This is a genomic window from Candidatus Symbiopectobacterium sp. NZEC127, assembly GCF_025962675.1.
Classification (GTDB): Bacteria; Pseudomonadota; Gammaproteobacteria; order Enterobacterales; family Enterobacteriaceae; genus Symbiopectobacterium.
The window spans coordinates 347,516-370,001 of sequence record NZ_JAGFPG010000004.1; the positions used below are offsets into that span (position 1 = coordinate 347,516).

A 22,486-nucleotide genomic window follows, 5' to 3' on the forward strand; every position below is an offset into this window, starting at 1 on the left:
GAATTCAATCATGCCGATAGAGCGCTCTCTTGGGTGCGGCGGGCTATGCACCATAAAAGAGCGAGTACTTGCCTTTATCTTTAAAAAATAGCCGATTGTGAACAAAATGAAATAAATTTGTTTGTCTTTTGAGAACTCAACTGCACTAAATCACTGCACTAAAATCGTTTGGCACTATTTTGGTGCGCTGATTGCCCTGTTAAGGTGCTTTTTCGCTGGTTTTCAGAGAGCAAACAACGGAATCATCCCGTTACACTCTGTTATTCAATGAATAATAAGCAAATGATGTGCCAATTATGCAAATGGGCGACGGCAGGTATTACGCAAAGGTATGGCAGGTATTGGCGGGAAACCGGCAGACAACGCCTGCCGGTGATAACGTTAACGACGCAGACGGGTGACGCAGGCAATACCGGCCAGTACGGCGAGAATGATCCACATCGGCCAGGCACCAAAGCGAGCGTAGGGGGTGATGCCGGTGGTTGGTGTCACCTTGGTGAGCAGCACTTTGCGCGTAAACTGCGGCAGTTCGGCACTGATTTCACCCTGAGGGCCAATCACGGCAGTCACGCCATTGTTGGTCGCCCGCAGCAGCGGACGCCCTAATTCCAGAGCACGCATGCGGGCCATCTGGAAATGCTGCCATGGGCCGATAGAACGACCAAACCAGGCATCGTTGGAGATGGTCAGCAGCATATCGGTATCAGGCTGGAAGTTATCGCGCACTTGTTGGCCGAGAATAATTTCATAGCACACCGTGGCCGTCATCCGTATACCGTTTACCATGAGCTGAGGCTGTTGGTAAGGGCCGCGGCTAAACGAAGACATCGGCAGATCGAAGAACGGTGCCAACGGCCGTAACAGCGTTTCCAACGGAACGAACTCACCAAACGGCACCAGATGATTCTTGTTGTAGCGGTTAGCGCTGGGGTAGCGGTACGGTTCGTTACCACCCAACACGATAATGCTATTGTAGAAGTCAACCTGCTCGTTTGTGCGACGGCGTGCATCCACAACCCCGGTGACCAGACTGCTGTTGTGCGCGCGCAGCAGGTCGTCCATCTGGTGCAGGTAGTCTTGCTGACGCGTCTCCACATCTGGGATAGCCGATTCTGGCCAGATAACGATTGGCGCTTTATCCAGATAAGGCTGCGTGGCGTCGCGGTAGATATTCAGAATCTGTTGCAGTGCATTCGGATCCCACTTTTGCGCTTGGGCAATATTGCCTTGCACCAGCGCAACGTTGACCGCGCGCTCTGGCTGAGGCGTGAACCAGTGGATAAATTTCAGCGGCCACGGGAGCACCAGTAACGCGATAGCGCAATAAAGAGGGAGGGTTTTGCGTCGTGCGGTACCAAAGACCAGCAGTCCGGCAATGATCACCAACAGGAGGTTGATACCGTCAACCCCTAGCAGCGGTGCCAGGCCTTGCAGCGGCCCGTCAATCTGGCTGTAGCCAAATTGCAGCCAGGGAAAGCCGGTGAGTACCCAACCGCGCAACCACTCAGTGAACTGCCACAGTACTGGCGCGACCACGATCAGGCGCACCAGCGTCGTTCGCGGCCAAAGGCGCGTTAACAGCCCCGCGAAGAGCGCGGGATAAAGCGACAGATACAGCGCCAGCAGTACCACCAGAAATACATTAATGGCTTCCGGCATGCCGCCGAACTCGGCGATGCTGACGTACACCCAGTTCACTCCGCTGCCAAACAGGCCAAAGCCCCAGCTAAAACCAATGGCGGCGGATTGCCGCCAGGTTCTGTTCAGCGTCAGGGCTTGCAATCCGCACAGCGAAACCAGTGCGGCAGGCCAGAAATCAAACGGCGAAAATGCCAGGGTGCCCCAGGCACCGCAGAACAGCGCCAGCAGGATACGCACCCGCTGGCGTCGTAAAACAGACATGACAGACATTGTCGAATTAGGGTTCCAGTGTTGGTTGATGCGCTTCGTCAGGGATTCTGACATGGGCCTGAATAATACGTCGGCTGTCCGCCATGGCAACTTTGAACAGGTAACCGTTGATGTCGATGGTTTCACCACGCGCTGGCAGATGGCCGAAGGCTTGCATCACCAGCCCGCCGATGGTGTCCACTTCTTCATCGCTGAACTGCGTGCCAAACACCTCATTGAAATCTTCAATCGGTGTTAACGCGCGCACGGTGTAGGTGTGTCGGTTCAGTTGACGGATATCGCGATCTTCCTCGTCGTCGTACTCATCTTCAATTTCGCCAACGATCAGCTCAAGAATATCTTCAATGGTGACCAGACCAGAAACACCGCCAAACTCATCGATGACGATAGCCATGTGATAACGCAGCGAACGGAACTCGTGCAGCATGCGGTCCACGCGTTTGCTTTCCGGCACCACGACCGCGGGACGCAACACCTGTTCCATGCTGAACGGCGCGGCATCGCTGCGCATAAACGGCAGCAGATCCTTGGCCATCAGGATGCCTTCAATGTGGTCCTTGTCTTCACTGATCACCGGGAAACGCGAATGCGCCGATTCGATAATCACATCCAGACACTCTTCCAGTGTCTGATTGTGCTTCAGCGTGATCATTTGCGAACGGGGGATCATGATATCTCGCACACGCTGCTCTCCGATATCCATCACCCCTTCGAGCATGTCGCGGGTGTCGGGATCGATCAGATCGTTTTGTTCGGAATCACGAATAAAGGCGAGGAGGTCACTACGATCCTTGGGTTCACCATGAAAAAGCTGGTTAAGGATCAGTGAGAAGAATCCTTTCTTGGGACTGGGGCTATCGCTGTTTTGAGAATGGTCGTCGCTCATGGCGTTTTATTTACTGTCTCTCTGGTTAGTCAATCATCATCAACCACGCAAAAGGGGCATACGCCATAAGACCATCAGGGCGCGCGGGCGGGTTGACATTAAGGTGCACGGTGCTAACCGCGCGTGGCGTTATGTTTAACCATAACGCCGTGAAGCTATGATGACGGAAATGGCATCATAATGGAAAATACATCATCATGAAAAAGCCGAGGCTTGTCGTAATCTACTGTACTTTTCGCAATAACAGAACAACGTGTGCCCTAAATAATTCGAGTTGCAGGCCTGTTGGCTCACTCTTTTTCAGACAGATAAGGGTCCGCATAGCCCATTTGCTGCATGATCTCGGTTTCCAACGCTTCCATCTCTTCCGCTTCGTCATCCTCAATGTGATCATAACCCAGCAGATGCAGACAACCGTGAATCACCATATGTGCCCAGTGGGATTCTGCGGTGATTTGCTGTTCAATGGCTTCCTGCTCCACCACCTGGCGGCAAATGATCAGATCGCCCAATAACGACAGCTCAACTTCCGGCGGCGCTTCGAACGGAAAAGAGAGCACGTTGGTGGGTTTGTCTTTGCCGCGATAGGTGTGATTCAGTTCGTGGCTTTCCGCTTCATCAACGATACGAATGGTCACTTCCGCTTCTGGCTGAAACTGCGGCAGTACCGCCTCCAGCCAACGTTGAAAATCCTGTTCGCTGGGCAGCCCTGCGCTATTGTCGCTGGCGATTTGCAAATCGAGAATAACCTGACTCATTGTGACTCCTGCTTATCACCCGCCTCTGATACGGCGGGTGCACTGGCTGCTTGTGCTTCGCGTTTGCGCTCTTCGGCCTGCGTGGCGCGACGTTTCTGATCGGCTTCTTCCCAAGCTTCATAGGCGTTGACGATGCGCGCGACCACCGGATGGCGTACCACATCTTCACTGTGAAAGAAGTTAAAGCTGATCTCTTCCACATCGGCCAATACGTCAATGGCGTGGCGCAACCCCGATTTCATATTGCGTGGCAGGTCAATCTGAGTGATGTCACCGGTAATCACTGCCTTGGAATTGAAGCCAATACGGGTCAGGAACATTTTCATCTGTTCGAGCGTAGTGTTCTGGCTCTCATCGAGGATGATAAAGGCGTCGTTCAGGGTACGGCCGCGCATATAGGCTAACGGTGCTACTTCAATCACGTTGCGCTCAATAAGTTTTTCCACGCGCTCAAACCCCAGCATTTCGAATAATGCATCGTAGAGTGGGCGCAGGTAAGGATCGACCTTTTGGCTCAAATCACCGGGCAGAAAGCCGAGTTTTTCCCCCGCTTCAACGGCCGGGCGCGTTAACAAAATGCGGCGGATATCCTGACGTTCGAGCGCATCCACCGCAGCAGCGACCGCCAGATAGGTTTTCCCCGTTCCCGCAGGGCCTACGCCGAAGGTGATATCGTGGTCAAGGATGTTGGCGATATACTGCGCCTGATTCGGCGTGCGCGGCTTGATGATGCCGCGTTTGGTGCGAATGTTGATTGCCTTGCCAAAATCCGGCACGCTCTCGGCGCTTTGCTCCAGTACGCCCGATTCTTTGATCGCCAGATGAATCTGCTCAGGATCGATATCGCCTTCCACGCCACGCACGGGCGCGGTATCAACATAGAGACGTTGCAGAATATCTGCCGCTGCCTCAATGCACAGGCCTTTTCCGACCAGTTTGAATGTGTTGTCTCGACGGTTGATTTCGATTCCGAGACGGCGCTCCAACTGTTTGATATTGCTATCAAAGGGGCCGCACAGGTTGAGCAGGCGTTTATTATCAGCGGGTTCGAGGGCAATCTCTTTTATCGTAACGTTCAAATTATTCCTCTTGGTATGTCAACGCTCGTCATCGTGAGTGATGAGAACAATAAGGTGCGAGATGATGATTGAATTATTTATCGGTAACAGGGAAAGGTGCAAGTGGCAATACATCTATGATGACGCGCGGCTAACAAGTGCACGGGCGAGTGCATCGCCCGTGCGGGTCATCCATCAGGGTTGGTAGATGCCGACGCCGATATCGTTCTCTTTACGGGTACGTGCAATCACGGAGGCCGGAGATTCGCTGATGCGCAGGCCCATCTGGTCTTCTGTTTTGACAACCATGCCGCGCAGTGAATTCGGACGAACGTCGACAATTTCAACATCAACGAACTTACCAATCATATCCGGGGTGCCTTCGAAGTTAACCACGCGGTTATTTTCCGTGCGGCCTGACAGTTCCATCACGCTTTTACGTGATGTTCCTTCCACCAGAATGCGTTGGATGCTGCCCAACATGCGACGGCTGAACTGCATCGCCTGCTGGCTGATACGTTCTTGCAGAATATACAAGCGCTGCTTTTTCTCTTCTTCGCTGACATCATCAACCATGTCTGCGGCGGGCGTTCCCGGACGCGCGGAGTAGATAAAGCTAAAACTCATATCAAAATTGACGTCACCAATCAGTTTCATGGTTTGTTCAAAATCTTCCTGGGTTTCACCGGGGAAGCCGATAATAAAGTCGGAACTGATGTGTATATCCGGTCGCGCGCTGCGCAGTTTACGAATAATGGCTTTGTATTCCAGCGCGGTATGGCGGCGCTTCATCATGGTCAGAATGCGATCGGAACCGCTCTGCACCGGCAGATGAAGGAAACTCACCAGTTCAGGCGTATCTTCATAGACGCTGATGATATCGTCGGTAAACTCAATCGGGTGACTGGTGATAAAGCGGAGGCGGTCGATGCCGTCTATCGCGGCCACCAGACGCAGCAAATCGGCAAACGAGCAGATGCTGCCATCAAAATTTTCACCACGATAGGCGTTGACGTTTTGACCCAACAAGTTAACTTCGCGTACCCCTTGTGCGGCCAACTGCGCAATTTCATATAAGACGTCGTCGCAGGGGCGGCTGACTTCTTCACCGCGCGTATAAGGCACCACGCAGAATGAACAGTATTTGTTGCACCCTTCCATGATGGAAACAAACGCCGACGGCCCTTCGGCACGAGGCTCCGGCAGTCGGTCAAATTTTTCGACTTCCGGGAAGCTGATATCGACCACCGGACTGTGTGTGCCCTGAACGTGGTTAATCATCTCTGGCAGGCGGTGCAGCGTTTGCGGACCAAAAATCAGATCGACATAGCTGGCGCGTTCGCGAATATGCTCACCTTCCTGAGAAGCTACACAGCCGCCCACACCAATAATCAGGTCTGGATTGTTCTCTTTCAGCGCTCTCCAGCGGCCAAGTTGATGGAAAACTTTTTCCTGTGCCTTTTCACGGATAGAACAGGTATTCAGCAGCAGAACGTCAGCCTCTTCGGCCACCTCGGTCAGCTCATAACCGTGTGTACTTTCCAGCAGGTCAGCCATCTTGGATGAATCGTACTCATTCATCTGACAGCCCCAGGTTTTAATGTGCAGTTTCTTTGTCATCGACTTGTCATTACTCAGTGCGGGTGAAAAAGCGTATTACCAAATCATAGATGCCCGGAAATACGGACGGGGCACGTATTGTAATCTTTTGCTGCGGTTGTGACCAGAGCGCGAAATTTGTTGAGCGTTTTTTCGCAGAGTCAACGCGGTTGGCGAAAATCCAGTACACTGTGCCTATCAGTCACACAGTTTGAGTCGGTTTAGGCACGATGAACGGAATAAATCAACGGTATGATGCCATCGTGGTCGGTGGCGGGATGGTCGGTGCCGCAGTCGCGCTCGGGCTCGCGCGCAACGGTTTTCAGGTCGCGGTGCTGGAGCAGGCGGCGCCCGCTACCTTTATGGACGACAGTGCGCCGGATATTCGGGTTTCGGCGCTGGGATATGCCTCTGTTTCACTGTTAAAGTCGTTGGGGGCGTGGTCGGGCGTTGAGCAGATGCGCTGTGCGCCTTATCGCCGATTGGAAACCTGGGAATGGGATGATGCGCGCGTTGCTTTCAGCGCCGCCGACTTGCACCTGCCCGAATTGGGATTCATGGTGGAGAATCGGGTACTGCAACTGGCGCTGTGGCAATGCCTGGCCGAACAGCAGCGGTGTGATATCCGTTGCCCCGCGCAGATACGCAGCATGGTTCGCACGCCAACTTGCTGGCAGATTACGCTGGAGAGCGGAGAGACATTGAGCGCGCCTCTGGTTCTCGGTGCGGATGGTGCCAACTCGCGTGTGCGCCAGTGGGCGGGCATTGGCATCAATGGATGGCAGTATCGGCAATCGTGCATGTTGATTGCCGTCGATACCCAGCAGCCTCAGCAGGATTGTACCTGGCAGCAGTTTACGCCTCAGGGGCCGCGCGCATTTTTGCCGCTGTTTGGATCGTGGGGTGCGTTGGCATGGTATGACAGTCCGCGTCGCATTCGTCAGCTTCAATCACTGTCGCTGCCGCAGTTGGACAACGCGATTGCAGAGACCTTCCCCGCGCGTTTGGGGTCCGTGAAGTCGGTTGCCAGCGGGGCGTTCCCGCTGGTGCGTCGTCATGCCCAACGCTATGTGGCTGAGGGCGTCGCCCTGGTGGGGGATGCGGCCCATACCATTAATCCGCTCGCCGGGCAGGGCGTGAACCTCGGTTATCGTGATGCTGACGCACTGATTGAGGTTGTGACTGGCGCGCGGGATGCGGGGGAGTGCTGGCACAGTGAGGCCGTTTTGCTGCGCTATCAGCGCCGGCGTAAGGCCGATAATCTGTTAATGCAAAATGGCATGGATTTGTTTTATAACGCGTTTAGCAATAGTTTACCGCCGTTGACCTTTGCCCGAAATATGGCATTGCTGGCGGCTGAGCGCGCGGGACATCTCAAAACGCTGGCGCTGAAATATGCCATCGGTGTGTAATGTATCGGTGTTAGTGTGGTGATGGTGGTCGATTTCTAAGGCGCTCGGGCGCGATTTTGTAAGGTAGCGGTTGTTTATGACGTATCTGTTTCTTTCTCTCGCCATTGTGGCGGAAGTGATCGCCACTTCGGCGCTCAAGCTTTCAGATGGCTTTAGTCGTTTAATGCCCAGCATTATTACTGTGATATTTTATGGCGTGTCGTTCTATTGCCTTTCTCTGACTATGCGCACGCTGCCGACTGGCATCATTTATGCCATCTGGTCAGGGGTTGGGATTGTGCTGATTGCCACGGTAAGTTGGCTGTTTTACGGCCAAAAACTCGATTTGCCCGCGATGCTGGGAATGTTGCTGATTATCCTGGGCGTGATTGTGATTAACCTGTTTTCCAAGTCGGTGGCGCATTGATACGACATTTTTGATAGGGAAACAGAAGCGCTCTTCGTTTGTTGATTCGCGGTTCAACGTTCTCACTATAATCGTCTCTCTGGTAGGGTTGTCATCGGCCGATGGAGAAGGTAGACTCAATGTGTTAGTAACGATTGTCGCGCCGCGCTGAGGCCACCAACCTTGGCAAGCAAAAAACCCAACTCCGCTGTTGGGTTTTTTTTTGCCTGTTTACTGTGCGTTAATTGTGTTACTCAGGGCCGCTTTTTACTCTCTAGTTGTTGGTATGCGGTTGCGTTCTAGGGCTACGGTTATGTGGCACAAGTCATGTTGAGAGGTAAAGACCTGTCCGGGTTACAGGTGGTGCTGGTTCGGTGCCTTGACCTGAGCGCGACAATTGTTACTAACAAAGGCGATAATCCTTCGTGCAGGCAGCGTAAAGGTAACGATCAGGGGAATCGCGCTCCCAACCGGAGCAAACGGATGAGAGCGATTGTAGAATCGGCCATCATCGTTCTAAAGGCGCTATTAGCGTTTTTGGAGCTGATCCGCATTTTCCTGACTTAATGCCGGAAACGTAACTAAGGCCACCGGGTTACCGCCCGGTGGCCTTTAATCGTTTATTGAATAACGAATAAAAGCAAACAGGGCGACGTCTTTCGACTGTCGCCCTGTTTCTCGCTGTATTACCAGCGTTTTTTTGGCTGGGGTACGAGGATTCGAACCTCGGAATGGTGGAATCAGAATCCACTGCCTTACCGCTTGGCGATACCCCAAAAATGTGGTGGCTACGACGGGAATCGAACCTGTGACCCCAGCATTATGAGTGCTGTGCTCTAACCAGCTGAGCTACGTAGCCAAATAGTACATCTTGGTTTTTTGCTTTTCAACAAAAACTTTTAACTTCAATCACATAGCATCAATTACATGGCTGGGGTACCTGGATTCGAACCAGGGAATGCCGGTATCAAAAACCGGTGCCTTACCGCTTGGCGATACCCCAACAACGTGCAATCCGATGCGGCATTAAGGTGGCTGGGGTACCTGGATTCGAACCAGGGAATGCCGGTATCAAAAACCGGTGCCTTACCGCTTGGCGATACCCCAATACCCTAACATGCCTTGTTGCATAACAACCGTGAAGGAATGGTGCGGGAGGCGAGACTTGAACTCGCACACCTTGCGGCGCCAGAACCTAAATCTGGTGCGTCTACCAATTTCGCCACTCCCGCAAGAAAAGATGGTGGCTACGACGGGAATCGAACCTGTGACCCCAGCATTATGAGTGCTGTGCTCTAACCAGCTGAGCTACGTAGCCATCTTTTCCGCGTCACCTTCATCGGCGTTGCGGGGCGCATTATGCGTAGTTGGCCGAATTGCGTCAACACATTTTTTCCCTAAAAACGCCTGTGACGGTTCGTTTGTTTGGGTTGTGAACAGTATGATGAGAAAAGCGACAATAAAACAGGTTTTCCTGTGACAAAAGGAAAAAAACGGGCCCGCAAAGGGCCCGTTTTTATTCGAGACAATCACCATAAGGCAATGTTCTATAACGTTTGCTATCAGTAGGCTGATTGGTGAACGCCAACCGAACGGCCTGAAGGATCGTCCAGCTTTTTGAAGGACTCATCCCACTCGATCGCTTTTGCCGAAGAACAGGCGACAGAAGGGCCTCCAGGCACGCATTCTGCGGCGCTCGGTACCGGGAACAGCTCTTCGAAGATTTCACGGTACAGGTAGCCTTCTTTGGATGTCGGCGTGTTGTACGGGAAACGGAAGTGGGCGGTTTCCAGTTGCTGATCGGTAACCTGTTTTGCCGCCACCTCTTTCAGCGTGTCAATCCAGCTATACCCTACGCCATCAGAGAATTGCTCTTTCTGACGCCAGGCGACGCTGTGTGGCAGGTAGGATTCAAAACATTCGCGCAGAATGTGTTTTTCCATTTTCCCGTTGCCACACATTTTGTCCTGAGGGTTGATGCGCATTGCTACATCCAGGAATTTTTTATCCAGGAACGGTACACGTGCTTCCACGCCCCAGGCGGACATGGCCTTGTTGGCACGCGCGCAATCGTATTGATGCAGGGCCAGCAGTTTACGTACCGTTTCTTCGTGCAGTTCTTTGGCATTTGGCGCTTTGTGGAAATACAGGTAACCGCCGAACACTTCATCAGAGCCTTCACCGGACAGCACCATTTTGATGCCCATCGCTTTGATTTTACGCGACATCAGATACATCGGCGTAGACGCACGAATGGTAGTCACGTCATACGTTTCGATGTGATAAATCACGTCACGAATCGCATCCAGCCCTTCTTGCACGGTGAAATGAATTTCGTGGTGCACCGTGCCCAAATGGCTTGCCACTTCCTGCGCGGCTTTCAGATCCGGCGCGCCTTCCAGGCCCACTGCGAAAGAGTGCAGTTGCGGCCACCAGGCTTCACTGCGTTCGTCGTCTTCCACGCGGCGTGCGGCAAATTTCTTGGTAATCGCGGAAATAACGGAAGAGTCCAGACCGCCAGAAAGCAGTACGCCGTAAGGCACATCGGACATCAGGTGGCTTTTCACCGATTCTTCCAACGCGTCACGCAGCGCTTCTTTATCAGTCACGTTGTCTTTGACGGCATCGTATTCGAACCAGTCACGGCGGTAGTATTCGCGAATTTCGCCGTCTTTGCTCCACAGGTAGCTGCCTGCCGGGAATTCCTTGATGGTACGGCAGACCGGCACCAGCGCTTTCATTTCGGAGGCGACATAGAAGTTGCCGAATTCATCGTGGCCCATATACAGCGGGATAATGCCTAAATGGTCACGGCCAATCAGGTAAGCGTCTTTCTCACTGTCATACAGCGCAAAGGCGAACATGCCGCGCAGGTCATCTAAGAATTCCGGCCCTTTTTCTTGATACAGTGCCAGAATGACTTCGCAGTCAGAACCGGTCTGGAAGGCATAACGGTCGCCGTACTGCTGGCGCAATGCCTGATGGTTATAGATTTCACCGTTGACAGCCAGAATATGGGTGTGCGCCTGGTTGTAGAGCGGTTGGGCACCGGTGTTGACGTCAACGATGGAGAGACGCTCGTGGGCCAAAATCGCTTTTTCATTGGCATAAATACCAGACCAGTCCGGGCCGCGGTGGCGCATCAGGCGAGACAGCTCCAGCGCTTTTTTACGCAATTCAACCGGATCGGTTTTGATATCCAACACACCAAAAATAGAACACATAAAGAACTCCCTCTAGCTCACCTGTCTGTAGTGAAATAACACGGTTATGGCGTCAGCAACCTTGAGTGGGACAATGCCACAACGGTTCGCGTTGCCTTTTGCTGTACCAATGACAATGATTTAGCATCAAAACGCCACTTGAATTCAATATCATTTAATGAAAAAAGCCTTTGGCATGTGTTTTATTCAATGCGAAAGGCTTGTTTATGAAAAAATGATAATCGGTATCGCTATTGAGGGCGAATTTTTGCGGATTACATAATCCCGCAAACGAGCGCGATCACGAGGGCTCCAGCAAATGTTGCAACAGCACGCCGTTAAGCATGGCGCGTTTTACCAGTGCGAAAGCCCCGATGGGAGAGAGGTGGTTCAGCGTGGACACTTCAATCGGCAGGTGCTGACGAAATTCTTTCAGCACCTGAGTGTTGATGCAGCGTTGAATGGCGGGCAACAGAATTTTCTCGGCATCGGTGATTTCACCGGCAATCACTACCTTTTGCGGGTTGAACAGGTTGATGGCGATGGCAAGCGCTCTGCCTAAATATTTACCCGCGTGCTCGAGCACATCTAGTGCCAGCGTATCACCCCGGTTGGCGGCTTTGCAGATGGCGGTGATGGTGCACTCTTCGCGTGTCAGTTTGCTGCTGAACCCTTGTGATAGCAGGTGAGCAACACGTTGCTCAATCGCACCGTTGGACACCACCGTTTCCAGACAGCCAAAGTTACCGCAGTGGCAACGCTCGCCGAGGGGATCGATCTGAATATGTCCGATTTCGCCCACGTTGCCGTTGCTACCGAGGAATATTTGTCCATTGACCAAAATGCCCGCACCGGTGCCGCGGTGAACGCGGACCAAAATGGAGTCGGGATAGTCGTGAGTGGCTCCAAAATAGTGTTCAGCCAGCGCCAGGCTGCGAATATCATGGCCGACAAAGCAGGTAACCTTAAAGCGCTGTTGTAACAGTTGTACCAGCGGCCAGTTATCGACGCTGATATGCGGCATGTAATGCACAATTCCCGCCGAGGGATCGACCAGGCCAGGGAGCACAACCGAGATAGCGATCAATTCCCGAATACGGCGTTGATTGATGGCGATAAAATCGCTGATGGCGTCAAACAGCGAGGCTTCCAGCGTATCCTGAGTGCTTTCTGTCAACGGGTAGTGGGCATCGTTAAGCGATTTACCCTGAAGATCGTAAAGTGCAATCGTGGCACCGTGACGGCCCAGACGCACGGCAATCGCGTGAAAAGGCCGCGTTTCACAAATGATGGAAATGGCCCGCCGCCCGCCGGTAGAGGCCTGTTGGTCAACTTCTTTTATCAACCCACGCTCCAACAGTTGGCGCGTGATTTTTGTGACGCTGGCAGGGGCAAGCTGACTGAATTCGGCTATCTGAATGCGGGAAATGGGGCCTTGTTGATCAATCAGACGATAGACAACGGCACTATTTAACTGCTTGACCAGATCAACATTCCCTATTTGTGCTTGTCCGCCTGTCGTCATTCTTGAACGCTCGCTTATCTTTTCGGCCTCGTTTTATATCCACCCTACCTCAGATAGCCTAAGCGTTTGCTACACGTGTTATCGCGTATAGACGCTGTTGCCATTCACGAAGGTCTGAAGGACGTGGTACCCATCATCAAATACTGTCAGGTTGGCGATTTTTCCACTTTCGATACTGCCTAACTGATCGTCGACATGCATGGCGCGCGCTGGGTAAAGGGTTGCCATACGCAGCGCTTCATCGAGCGCAATACCGACATGTTTCACGCTGTTCTTGACGGCATCGATCATCGTCAGTGCCGAACCGCTCAGCGTGCCGTTATCATCCACGCACAACCCATCACGGTAGTATATGGTTTTACCGGCAAAAGTGAACCTATCGATATCAGCGCCAGCCGGGGCCGTGGCATCGGTGACCAGCACAAGCTTTTCGCCTTTGATCCGTTTGCTGTTGCGGATATTGGCCCAATCAACGTGCATGCCGTCGGCGATGATGCCGCAGTAGATCTCAGGCGCATCATAAATAGCGCCCACCAAACCCGGTTCGCGTCCGCTAATATACGGCATGGCATTAAACAGGTGTGTGGCAAAGCGAATACCGGCAGCAAATCCGCGTTTCGCTTCCTGCCAGGTGGCATTGGAATGCCCGGCAGAAACCACGATCCCCGCCTGGCTAAGCTGTCGAATCATGGCGGGTGGCACCTTTTCCGGTGCCAGCGTGATTTGACCAATCACATCCGCATTGGCACAAAGATAGTCAACCAGCTGTTGCTCTGGCGCACGGATCAGGCGGGCATCGTGCGTACCTTTTTTTATTACATTCAGCCAGGGCCCTTCAATATGCAGGCCGAGCGCCTGATTGGCGTGTGATGCGAGATAAGCGCGCATCGTTTCTACCGCGTGCTTGATAAAGGCATCACTGGAGGTGATAAGCGTAGGGAGAAAACTGGTGCAACCTGAGCGTTGGTTGGCATGCTGCATGGTTTCCAGCGTGGCAATGGAAATGGCATCAAGGCTGTCATTGAACTGGACGCCACCGCAGCCGTTAAGCTGTAAATCGATAAAGCCGGGGGCCACCGAGGCACCATTCAGACTGTGGCGTGGCAGGGTGTCGGAGAGATCGGATTCGAGACACACGCTTTCGATCGTGCCATCGTTGATAACGATAGCATGGTCATCCAGGATTTGGTGCCCGGTATAGATACGACAATGGGTTAACGCATACATCTTGAACTCCCGGCTTACAGATTAAAGACCGATAAGGCTTTCTGCTTCCAACTCGTGGAAGTATTTCACGGTTTTGACTTTCAACTCCATGGTAGAGGGCTCATCACAAACAATGATGGCCTTGGCATGCAGTTGCAGACAACTGATGGTCCACATGTGATTCACATTGCCCTCTACGGCTGCCTGTAACGCTTGTGCTTTGTTACGGCCAGACACCAAAATCATCACTTCCTCTGCATCTAGCAGTGTGCCGACGCCGACGGTAAGCGCATATTTGGGAACCTGAGACACATCACCGTCGAAGAAACGGGAATTGGCGGTGCGGGTCTCTTCGGTCAACGTTTTGATTCGCGTACGGGACGCTAAGGATGAGGCCGGTTCATTAAACGCAATATGCCCGTCATTACCTACACCGCCCATAAACAGGTGAATCTTGCCATAGGCGGTCATTTTCTCTTCATAGCGTTGGCACTCGGCCATCACATCTGGGGCGTTACCGTTCAACAGGTTAATATTTTCCTGCTGAATATCAACGTGATTGAAGAAATTCTCATACATGAAGGTGTGATAGCTTTGCGGATGTTCGGCTGGCAGACCGACATATTCATCCATATTAAACGTCACCACGTGTTTAAAGCTGACCAGCCCCGCGTTGTGCATCACGATAAGCGCTTTATAGGCTTCTAACGGTGAGCTGCCTGTTGGGAGGCCCAGCACAAAAGGGCGCTCGGCGCTGGGGTTAAAAGCATTGATGCGCTGCACAATGTGTCGTGCCGCCCATTTGCCTACCTGCTCTGATGTGGCTACGGGAATAAGTCTCATACATAAATCTCCGGATAAGCGTTCCAAAACCAGTGAACCAATTTGCTGCTGTCTGGATGATAAAGACAGGTTATTAGTTAGTCTAGCCTGTTTTTTTTTATCTTGAAATAAGGTGAGTTAATCGATAGGTATAATGATTTAATATGCGGGTGTTTTGCGCGTTCTGTCACAGAATGTTAGGGTTTAATTTGCGTGGCGAATTATTTTTTTTACACTTCAAGCACAAGCCGCCTTGAATGGGATGGCTGCTGTGAATGGGTTTAACGGGCAGTTTGGTATCCCCTGGCGGGAGAGAGAGGATAATGTGAGTGTTCTTAGCTATTTACAAAGGGTAGGCCGTGCGCTGATGGTACCTGTGGCGACGTTGCCAGCCGCCGCGATTCTCATGGGGATAGGGTACTGGATCGATCCCAACGGTTGGGGCAGTGAGAGCGCGCTGGCGGCGTTGCTGATCAAATCCGGTGCCGCAATCATTGAAAACATGGGGGTGCTGTTTGCGGTGGGTATCGCTTATGGCATGTCCAAAGATAAAGACGGGGCGGCGGCGTTAACCGGATTCGTCGGTTTTCTGGTGCTGACCACGTTGTGCTCTCCCGCAGCCGTTTCGATGATCCAGCATATTCCGTTGGCCGAAGTGCCCAAGGCATTCAGCAAAATCCAAAACCAGTTTATTGGTATTCTGGTCGGTATTATTTCGGCGGAACTCTACAACCGTTACAGCCATGTCAAACTGCCCGAGGCATTGTCGTTTTTCAGCGGGCGTCGACTGGTGCCTATTTTGACCTCATTCCTGATGATCGCTGTTGCCTTCATCCTGATGTATGTCTGGCCGGTGATTTATAGTGCGCTGGTCACACTGGGCGAGCATATCCAGCAGTTGGGATCGGTGGGGGCCGGCGTGTACGCGTTCTTCAACCGCCTGCTGATCCCTGTAGGCCTGCACCATGCGTTGAACTCGGTATTTTGGTTTGATGTGGCGGGCATTAACGATATTCCGAATTTCCTCGGTGGACAGCAGTCGATTGATGCGGGCAAAGCGGTTGTTGGCATCACGGGACGCTATCAGGCGGGGTTCTTCCCCATCATGATGTTTGGTTTACCGGGTGCGGCATTAGCGATTTATCACTGCTCGCGTCCGGAAAACAAAAGCAAAGTGGCGGGGATTATGATGGCCGCCGCGTTTGCCGCTTTCTTCACCGGGATCACCGAGCCGCTTGAGTTTTCGTTTATGTTCGTAGCGCCCGTGCTGTATCTGCTGCATGCCGTGTTGACCGGGATTTCGGTGTTCATTGCGGCAAGCATGCATTGGATTTCCGGGTTCGGTTTTAGTGCCGGGCTGGTGGATATGGTACTTCAATCACGTAACCCGTTAGCTACCCAGTGGTATATGCTGATTCCGCAAGGGCTGATGTTCTTTGTTATTTACTATGTGACGTTCCGTTTCACCATCAAACGTTTCAACTTGCTGACGCCGGGGCGCGAGCCGTCGGTTGATGGTGGCGAAGCGGAGGGTGTGACGCTACATCAAAGCGTTGCCGAAAAGAAGGTGAATGATACGACATCTCTGGCTCAGGGGTATTTGGCGGCGCTGGGCGGTAAAGCCAATCTGGTCGGGATTGATGCCTGTATCACGCGTCTGCGGCTGAATGTGGTGGATTCTGCGCAAGTGGATGAGGCCCAGGCGAAACGCCTGGGGGCGGCGGGGGTTATCCGCTTGAATAAACAGAATGTGCAAATTGTTGTGGGGACGCAGGCGGAGGCGATCGCTACGGCCTTGAAGCAAATTCACCACGAGCAGTGATGGTGTTGTTAGCGTTGAATGGTGCGGCGTGGGGTATTCCTCACGCCGCATTTTTTATCGCCGTTAGCATAACAGGACGCCCGTTTTAGATTACTTCATGCGTAATCATCCGTTGTTTTGCCTCTTTCTGTGTATTTCATAAAATTTAGTGCAAGTAACAGTTGTGTCCTGCCGTAGCTTGTTGGATCATTGCGGGTTATGTGTCGTTTTGCATCGAGGAATCAAGCATGAGTGAGGCCGAAGCCCGCCCAACCAATTTTATCCGTCAGATCATTGATGAAGATCTGGCGTCTGGAAAACACAGCCTGGTACAAACCCGTTTTCCGCCGGAACCCAATGGCTACTTGCATATCGGCCATGCCAAGTCCATTTGCCTCAATTTTGGGGTGGCGCAAGATTACAACGGTCAATGTAATCTGCGTTTTGATGACACCAACCCGGTGAAAGAGGATATCGAGTACGTCGAGTCCATCAAGCAGGATGTGCAATGGTTGGGTTTCACCTGGAGCGGTGAGATTCGCTATTCTTCTGATTATTTTGACCAGTTGCATCTATATGCGGTCGAACTGATTGGTAAAGGGCTGGCCTATGTGGATGAACTCTCTCCCGAGCAGATCCGCGAATACCGTGGCACGCTGACCTCCCCTGGTAAAAACAGCCCTTACCGCGATCGCAGCGTTCAGGAAAACCTGAACCTGTTTGAAAAAATGCGCAACGGCGGGTTTGCTGAGGGCACCGCATGTCTGCGCGCCAAGATTGACATGGCATCACCGTTCATCGTGATGCGCGATCCGGTCCTGTACCGCATCAAATTTGCCGAGCATCACCAGACCGGGAAAAAGTGGTGCATCTATCCCATGTACGATTTCACGCACTGCATTTCCGATGCGCTGGAAGGGATTACGCACTCACTGTGCACGCTGGAGTTCCAGGACAACCGCCGCCTGTACGATTGGGTGTTGGACAACATCACCATTCCTTGTCATCCGCGTCAGTATGAATTCTCGCGCTTGAACCTGGAATATGCGGTGACGTCCAAACGCAAACTGAATCAACTGGTGACGGAAAAAGTGGTTGAAGGCTGGGACGATCCTCGCATGCCAACCATCTCCGGCCTGCGCCGCCGTGGTTACACAGCTGCCTCCGTGCGTGAGTTTTGTCGTCGTATCGGCGTGACCAAACAGGATAATAATGTCGAAATGGCGGCGCTGGAATCCTGTATTCGTGACGATCTGAATGAGCATGCGCCGCGCGCCATGGCGGTGTTGGATCCGGTAAAAGTGGTTATCGAGAATCTGCCAGAAGGCCACGAAGAGTGGGTTTCCATGCCGAATCATCCGAATCAGCCGGAAATGGGAACGCGTCAGGTGCCGTTCAGCCGTGAGATTTATATCGATCGTGCCGATTTCCGTGAAGAAGCGAACAAACAGTACAAGCGTCTGGTACTGGGTAAAGAAGTGCGTTTGCGCAATGCGTATGTCATCAAGGCGGAACGGGTTGAGAAAGATGAACAGGGCGTTATCACCGCGCTGTATTGCACTTATGATGCCGAAACGTTGAGTAAAGACCCGGCTGACGGGCGTAAAGTGAAGGGCGTTATTCATTGGGTTTCTGCCGCACATGCGCTACCGGCTGAGTTCCGCCTTTACGATCGCCTGTTCAACATGCCAAATCCAGGTGCGGCGGATGACTTCCTCGCAACCATCAACCCGGATTCGCTAAAAGTGGCTCAGGGCTTTGTTGAACCGAGTTTGGCAAAGGCAGAAGTAGAAAAAGCGTATCAGTTTGAACGCGAAGGGTATTTCTGTGCCGATCGCCGCTATTCGAGCGAAACGCATCTGGTGTTTAACCGCACGGTAGGTCTGCGTGATACCTGGGTTGGCTGAGGCCAGCGTTTGACTGAAATGAAAAAACCGCCTGTTTGGGCGGTTTTTTTATGGCATCAATCAGAAAAAACCTGACTTATTTTGGGTCGTGGAGCGTTTCTTCTTCGCGGCAGTCGCCCGTACTGCAATGGCCATAGAGGTATAAACTGTGGTTAGTCAGTTTGATACCGTGTCTGTCTGCGATTTCGCGCTGACGCGCTTCGATAGATTCATCACGGAATTCAATAACGCGTCCGCAATCCAGGCAAATAAGATGGTCATGGTGGTGTTGCTGTGTCAGCTCGAACACTGACTTACCACCTTCAAAATTATGACGGGTGACAATACCGGCATCATCAAACTGGTTAAGCACGCGATAAACGGTCGCAAGACCGATCTCTTCGCCCATATCTATCAGTTTTTTATACAAATCTTCCGCGCTGACGTGATGACACTCCGGATCCTGCAACACTTCCAGAATCTTCAGTCTTGGCAGAGTGACTTTCAAGCCGGCCTTCTTTAATGCGGTGTTATTGTCAGTCATGCGGGTTTAGTCCTGTTGCTTTCTCGTCGATGGGGGCAATTAAGCCTATGACATCGGTCGGCTCAAAAATTGTAATGGCGTCTCAATTATAGAACCGCGCATTAAAAATGAAAACCATGGGATGTTAACAATACCGTCTCCATAAAGAAAGTGTGCATTTGCGCGCAATCTCTTGTTGTAAAATGGAGAAAATTGATAAACGTACAAAACCGATGGGTACTATTGTACAGGCTTAGACCAGGAAGTTAAAAAAATGTTTCTATTAATTTAATCGGTTTTATCTATTAATAAAGCCCTGACATTGCTATCAGGGCTTTTATGTAAAACAGTGGCGATCAACCGGCCAGTGATTTCAGGTTGAGCTCTTCGCTGATTTGTTTGACCCAGGCACTCACGCGTTCACCGGTCAGTTCAGGTTGACGGTCTTCATCAATCGCCAGACCGATAAAGTGGTTGTCGTCTGCCAACCCTTTAGAGGCTTCGAAATAGTAACCTTCCGTTGACCAATTGCCGACAATCGTTGCCCCGCGCGGTTCAATAATGTCGCGCAGCGTTCCCATCGCGTCACAAAAGTATTCGGCGTAATCTTCCTGGTCACCACAGCCAAACAGGGCAACGATTTTTCCATTGAAATCAATTTCTTCCAATGTCGGGAAGAAATCGTCCCAATCGCACTGGGCCTCACCATAGTACCAGGTCGGAATACCCAGCAGCAGGATATCAAACGCTTCGATATCTTCTTTGCTGCTCTTGGCGATGTCATGAACCTCTGCAACATCACTGCCCAGTTGCTGTTGGATTGTCTTGGCAATGTTTTCGGTATTGCCGGTGTCACTGCCAAAGAAAATGCCTATGAGTGCCATGGATAAAATAACCTCTTTATTCTTAATGGTATGGTGCGGTTTATCACCTACATATCAAGTAATAATATCAGACGCAGGGGGTAGGAGAAACTTGTATCTTTTCCCTGACCCAAAGCGAAAATAACCGCTATTAAGTCAGGGTTTTTATCACATAGCTCATTTGCGCAATTCCGCCAGTTTTTTTAATTACTTTAGCGGCGGCATTGTTATCACCCGTTTCCCTATCTTTGTGAAAAATATGAGTAATAACTAATTTTTAGTCACAGCGTGCTGTAGATCACGGAGGGAAACTACTAAATATTCTTTTAATATTGACGATGAAAGTAGAAGGTTCGCTGTGTGCTTGCAAACGTGAAGCATCGCGTGTTTTTCCCGTTAGGGATTGTTTCAAACCTGATGATTTTTTTAAAAATAATAACCCTACCGTACGTTATTTTATATCTGGAGCTGGCTTATGCAATTTTTTAGAAACATCGCCATCAGAACGGCAATGTTATGGGTTTTAGGGGTTTTCTGTGTGCTTTGGGGCGGTGTTTCCGTCTACACCATTTTCTCCTTCAAAGAGATGACCACGACCTCACAGACCAGTACCTTACTGGTCCATAACATGAATTTAGTCAATCAGGGCAACGATCAATATTTTCGCATGGTAACCCGTTTGGCACGGGTAGTGGATTGGCGTCGTAACGGTGAAAACACCCTGGCGGATAAAGAACAGGCGTCAGCATTGACGGCATTGAACAACCTGAAATCCGATCTGGCCACCTTTAGCAGCATCGATCATGCGGGGTTGGATGCCGCGCTGGCTGAAGCGGTGGTCCGCGATTGGGGCAACCTGATTACCCAAGGCGTTGATCCGATGTTTCAAAAGGCGCAGGCCAACGCGTTGGATGAATATCAACGCTATGCCAAGGAAACGGTGCCTGCCCTCAGTCGTCAATTCGGGGCCTCGGTAAACGCGTTTAACAAGGCAGGCTCCGATAAGTTTGCCGCAGCGGGCGTGCGTTTTCAGCAAATCACTGCCGTTGGTCAAAATATTTTGCTGACGGGATTGATTGTTGGGCTGCTGCTGCTGTTTTTCACCGATCGCTATCTGGTGGCCTGTTTGGTGAAGCCACTCGATACGCTACGCGATCACTTCAGCGCTATCGCTTCCGGGCAACTCGGCAAGCCGATTCATGATTTTGGTCGTAACTGTGTGGGGCGGTTGCTGCCTCTGCTGCGGAATATGCAAACCAGTCTGGCGACGACGGTAAGCACCATTCGTTCCAGCACCGATGCCATCTACCTTGGCGCATCCGAGATTGCTTCCGGCAATAATGACCTTTCATCGCGTACTGAACATCAGGCTTCCGCACTGGAAGAGACGGCGGCCAGCATGGAGCAGTTGACCGCAACCGTCAAACAGAATGCGGAAAACGCCAATCACGCGAGCCAATTGGCGTTGCAAGCGTCCAATACGGCGAGAAAAGGGGGCGAGATTGTCGATAACGTGGTGAAAACCATGGCGGAGATTTCAGGAAGTTCAAAACGCATCGCCGAGATCACTACGGTGATCAACGGTATTGCGTTCCAGACCAACATCCTGGCGCTTAATGCCGCCGTTGAAGCGGCGAGGGCCGGTGAACAAGGGCGCGGTTTTGCGGTGGTCGCCGGTGAAGTACGCAGTCTGGCGCAGCGCAGTGCGCAGGCGGCAAAAGAGATCGAAGGGTTGATCGCCGAATCCGCCCACTGTGTGGGCACTGGCTCTCAGCTGGTTGAAGATGCTGGCGTGACCATGAGTGACATTGTTCGTGCCGTGACCAATGTGACGGACATCATGGGGGAAATTGCCTCGGCATCCGGTGAGCAAAGCAAAGGTATCGCGCAGGTTGGACAAGCGGTGGCGGAAATGGACAGCGTGACGCAGCAAAATGCGGCATTGGTGGAGCAGGCTTCTGCGGCCGCGCTGTCGTTGGAAGAGCAGGCTGCGGTGCTCAACCGGACAGTGGCCGTGTTCCAACTGTCAGAGTCCGCCGTGCCGGTGGCCGTTCCTGCTGCGGCGCCAGTCGCTGCTCTGGCGCGTGCTGGCAGTGCGACAACCGTCAAAAAGGCGTTGCCACCGGGAAACGATAACTGGGAAAAATTTTAATCGAGCGGTTTACCGAACAATGCCGTTACCAGGGAGGGAGACAGGGCGTCATGGATGACGCCGGAAATCAACGTATCAGGATGAAAGGTCTTTGTCCGCCAGTTGCGCCAGCAACATGCGCTCAATGAGTTCACTACGGCTGATGTTCTGCATTTCAGCCAGGCTATTGAGTGCTTCCACGGCTTCCTCATTAATTTTCAATTCGATGCGACGCAAACCTCGCACCTTGTCACGACGCAATTGATTGCGCTTGTTAATTCGAAGCTGTTCGTCGCGTGAAAGCGGGTTGGTTTTGGGACGACCAGGCCGACGTTCATCCGCGAACAGATCCAACGTGGTACGGTCCGTTTGTTCTTTTGCCATAGGTAGTGCTGCTGCAAGGAAGTCTGACCAAAATGCACGCATCGGTTCAGCGTGACATTTTGATGATGTGGTTACGGTGCATAAGGCTGATTCAGCCGTCCCTCTACTGCGGGCGCCATCATACCCCAGCGAG

General features: G+C 52.0%; 18 protein-coding genes and 6 tRNA genes. 6 read left to right on the forward strand and 18 right to left on the reverse strand.

Annotated elements, in window-relative coordinates:
* Positions 1-381 precede the first annotated feature (381 nt).
* From lnt to miaB, 5 genes are all read right to left on the reverse strand, one after another.
* Positions 382-1,911: an apolipoprotein N-acyltransferase gene (lnt, locus tag J5069_RS17290; RefSeq protein WP_264645028.1), complete on the reverse strand. Its 1,530-nt coding sequence runs from the start codon at positions 1,909-1,911 to the stop codon at positions 382-384.
* A gap of 7 nt (positions 1,912-1,918) precedes the next feature.
* On the reverse strand, positions 1,919-2,797 hold the full coding sequence (corC, locus tag J5069_RS17295) for a CNNM family magnesium/cobalt transport protein CorC (protein ID WP_264645029.1): 879 nt from the start codon (positions 2,795-2,797) through the stop codon (positions 1,919-1,921).
* A 290-nt stretch (positions 2,798-3,087) separates the two neighbouring features.
* Positions 3,088-3,555: an rRNA maturation RNase YbeY gene (gene ybeY / locus J5069_RS17300; protein ID WP_264645030.1), complete on the reverse strand. Its 468-nt coding sequence runs from the start codon at positions 3,553-3,555 to the stop codon at positions 3,088-3,090.
* A complete protein-coding gene (locus J5069_RS17305) occupies positions 3,552-4,634 on the reverse strand; it encodes a PhoH family protein (RefSeq protein ID WP_264645031.1) in 1,083 nt (360 codons plus the stop codon). The genes ybeY and J5069_RS17305 overlap by 4 nt, the downstream gene beginning before the upstream one ends.
* Positions 4,635-4,808: 174 nt before the next feature.
* Positions 4,809-6,233, reverse strand: a complete 1,425-nt coding sequence (gene miaB, locus J5069_RS17310) for a tRNA (N6-isopentenyl adenosine(37)-C2)-methylthiotransferase MiaB (protein WP_264645032.1) — start codon at positions 6,231-6,233, stop codon at positions 4,809-4,811.
* A gap of 209 nt (positions 6,234-6,442) precedes the next feature.
* On the opposite strand from miaB, the gene ubiF reads away from it, so the two are divergent.
* The 3 genes from ubiF (at position 6,443) to dinQ (ending at position 8,576) form a co-directional block, all read left to right on the forward strand.
* Positions 6,443-7,624 carry a 3-demethoxyubiquinol 3-hydroxylase gene (ubiF, locus tag J5069_RS17315; protein ID WP_264645033.1) on the forward strand — a complete coding sequence of 394 codons (1,182 nt, stop codon included), beginning with the start codon at positions 6,443-6,445 and terminating at the stop codon, positions 7,622-7,624.
* 76 nt (positions 7,625-7,700) lie between these two features.
* Entirely contained in the window at positions 7,701-8,030 is a 330-nt protein-coding gene (locus J5069_RS17320) for an SMR family transporter (RefSeq protein ID WP_264645034.1), read from the forward strand.
* A gap of 306 nt (positions 8,031-8,336) precedes the next feature.
* Positions 8,337-8,576 carry a damage-inducible type I toxin DinQ gene (dinQ, locus tag J5069_RS17325; protein WP_264645035.1) on the forward strand — a complete coding sequence of 80 codons (240 nt, stop codon included), beginning with the start codon at positions 8,337-8,339 and terminating at the stop codon, positions 8,574-8,576.
* A 134-nt stretch (positions 8,577-8,710) separates the two neighbouring features.
* Here the strand turns inward: dinQ and J5069_RS17330 are convergent.
* The 10 genes from J5069_RS17330 to nagB all read right to left on the reverse strand — a co-directional run bounded on the left by J5069_RS17330 (position 8,711) and on the right by nagB (position 14,786).
* A tRNA-Gln gene (locus tag J5069_RS17330) sits at positions 8,711-8,785 on the reverse strand.
* A gap of 6 nt (positions 8,786-8,791) precedes the next feature.
* Positions 8,792-8,868 (reverse strand) — tRNA-Met (locus tag J5069_RS17335).
* A 69-nt stretch (positions 8,869-8,937) separates the two neighbouring features.
* Positions 8,938-9,012: transfer RNA gene (locus J5069_RS17340), tRNA-Gln, on the reverse strand.
* Positions 9,013-9,041: 29 nt separating this feature from the next.
* A tRNA-Gln gene (locus tag J5069_RS17345) sits at positions 9,042-9,116 on the reverse strand.
* 40 nt (positions 9,117-9,156) lie between these two features.
* Positions 9,157-9,241 (reverse strand) — tRNA-Leu (locus tag J5069_RS17350).
* A 9-nt stretch (positions 9,242-9,250) separates the two neighbouring features.
* Positions 9,251-9,327, reverse strand: a tRNA-Met gene (locus J5069_RS17355).
* 244 nt (positions 9,328-9,571) lie between these two features.
* Positions 9,572-11,233, reverse strand: coding sequence for an asparagine synthase B (gene asnB, locus J5069_RS17360; protein ID WP_264645036.1), 1,662 nt, complete (start codon positions 11,231-11,233; stop codon positions 9,572-9,574).
* 280 nt (positions 11,234-11,513) lie between these two features.
* On the reverse strand, positions 11,514-12,737 hold the full coding sequence (gene nagC / locus J5069_RS17365; protein WP_264645037.1) for a DNA-binding transcriptional regulator NagC: 1,224 nt from the start codon (positions 12,735-12,737) through the stop codon (positions 11,514-11,516).
* Positions 12,738-12,815: 78 nt separating this feature from the next.
* On the reverse strand, positions 12,816-13,964 hold the full coding sequence (gene nagA, locus J5069_RS17370; protein WP_264645038.1) for an N-acetylglucosamine-6-phosphate deacetylase: 1,149 nt from the start codon (positions 13,962-13,964) through the stop codon (positions 12,816-12,818).
* Positions 13,965-13,985: 21 nt separating this feature from the next.
* Positions 13,986-14,786, reverse strand: a complete 801-nt coding sequence (nagB, locus tag J5069_RS17375; protein WP_264645039.1) for a glucosamine-6-phosphate deaminase — start codon at positions 14,784-14,786, stop codon at positions 13,986-13,988.
* Positions 14,787-15,090: 304 nt separating this feature from the next.
* Between nagB and nagE the strand changes: the two genes are divergently transcribed.
* The gene (gene nagE, locus J5069_RS17380; RefSeq protein ID WP_264645093.1) at positions 15,091-16,587 is read left to right on the forward strand and encodes an N-acetylglucosamine-specific PTS transporter subunit IIBC; all 1,497 of its coding nucleotides are present in this window, start codon (positions 15,091-15,093) and stop codon (positions 16,585-16,587) included.
* A 227-nt stretch (positions 16,588-16,814) separates the two neighbouring features.
* On the forward strand, positions 16,815-18,473 hold the full coding sequence (glnS, locus tag J5069_RS17385) for a glutamine--tRNA ligase (protein WP_264645040.1): 1,659 nt from the start codon (positions 16,815-16,817) through the stop codon (positions 18,471-18,473).
* A gap of 76 nt (positions 18,474-18,549) precedes the next feature.
* Here glnS and fur read toward each other — a convergent pair whose 3' ends face one another.
* Both fur and fldA read right to left on the reverse strand, forming a co-directional pair.
* Complete coding sequence (gene fur / locus J5069_RS17390; protein WP_264645041.1) at positions 18,550-18,996, reverse strand: ferric iron uptake transcriptional regulator; 447 nt, start codon at positions 18,994-18,996, stop codon at positions 18,550-18,552.
* Between the two features lie 335 nt (positions 18,997-19,331).
* Positions 19,332-19,859, reverse strand: coding sequence for a flavodoxin FldA (gene fldA, locus J5069_RS17395; protein ID WP_264645042.1), 528 nt, complete (start codon positions 19,857-19,859; stop codon positions 19,332-19,334).
* A gap of 454 nt (positions 19,860-20,313) precedes the next feature.
* Here fldA and J5069_RS17400 point away from each other — a divergent pair, with 454 nt between their 5' ends.
* Entirely contained in the window at positions 20,314-21,990 is a 1,677-nt protein-coding gene (locus J5069_RS17400) for a methyl-accepting chemotaxis protein (protein ID WP_264645043.1), read from the forward strand.
* A gap of 75 nt (positions 21,991-22,065) precedes the next feature.
* Here the strand turns inward: J5069_RS17400 and ybfE are convergent, their stop codons facing one another.
* Positions 22,066-22,353: a LexA regulated protein gene (ybfE, locus tag J5069_RS17405; protein WP_222160012.1), complete on the reverse strand. Its 288-nt coding sequence runs from the start codon at positions 22,351-22,353 to the stop codon at positions 22,066-22,068.
* Positions 22,354-22,486: the final 133 nt, after the last annotated feature.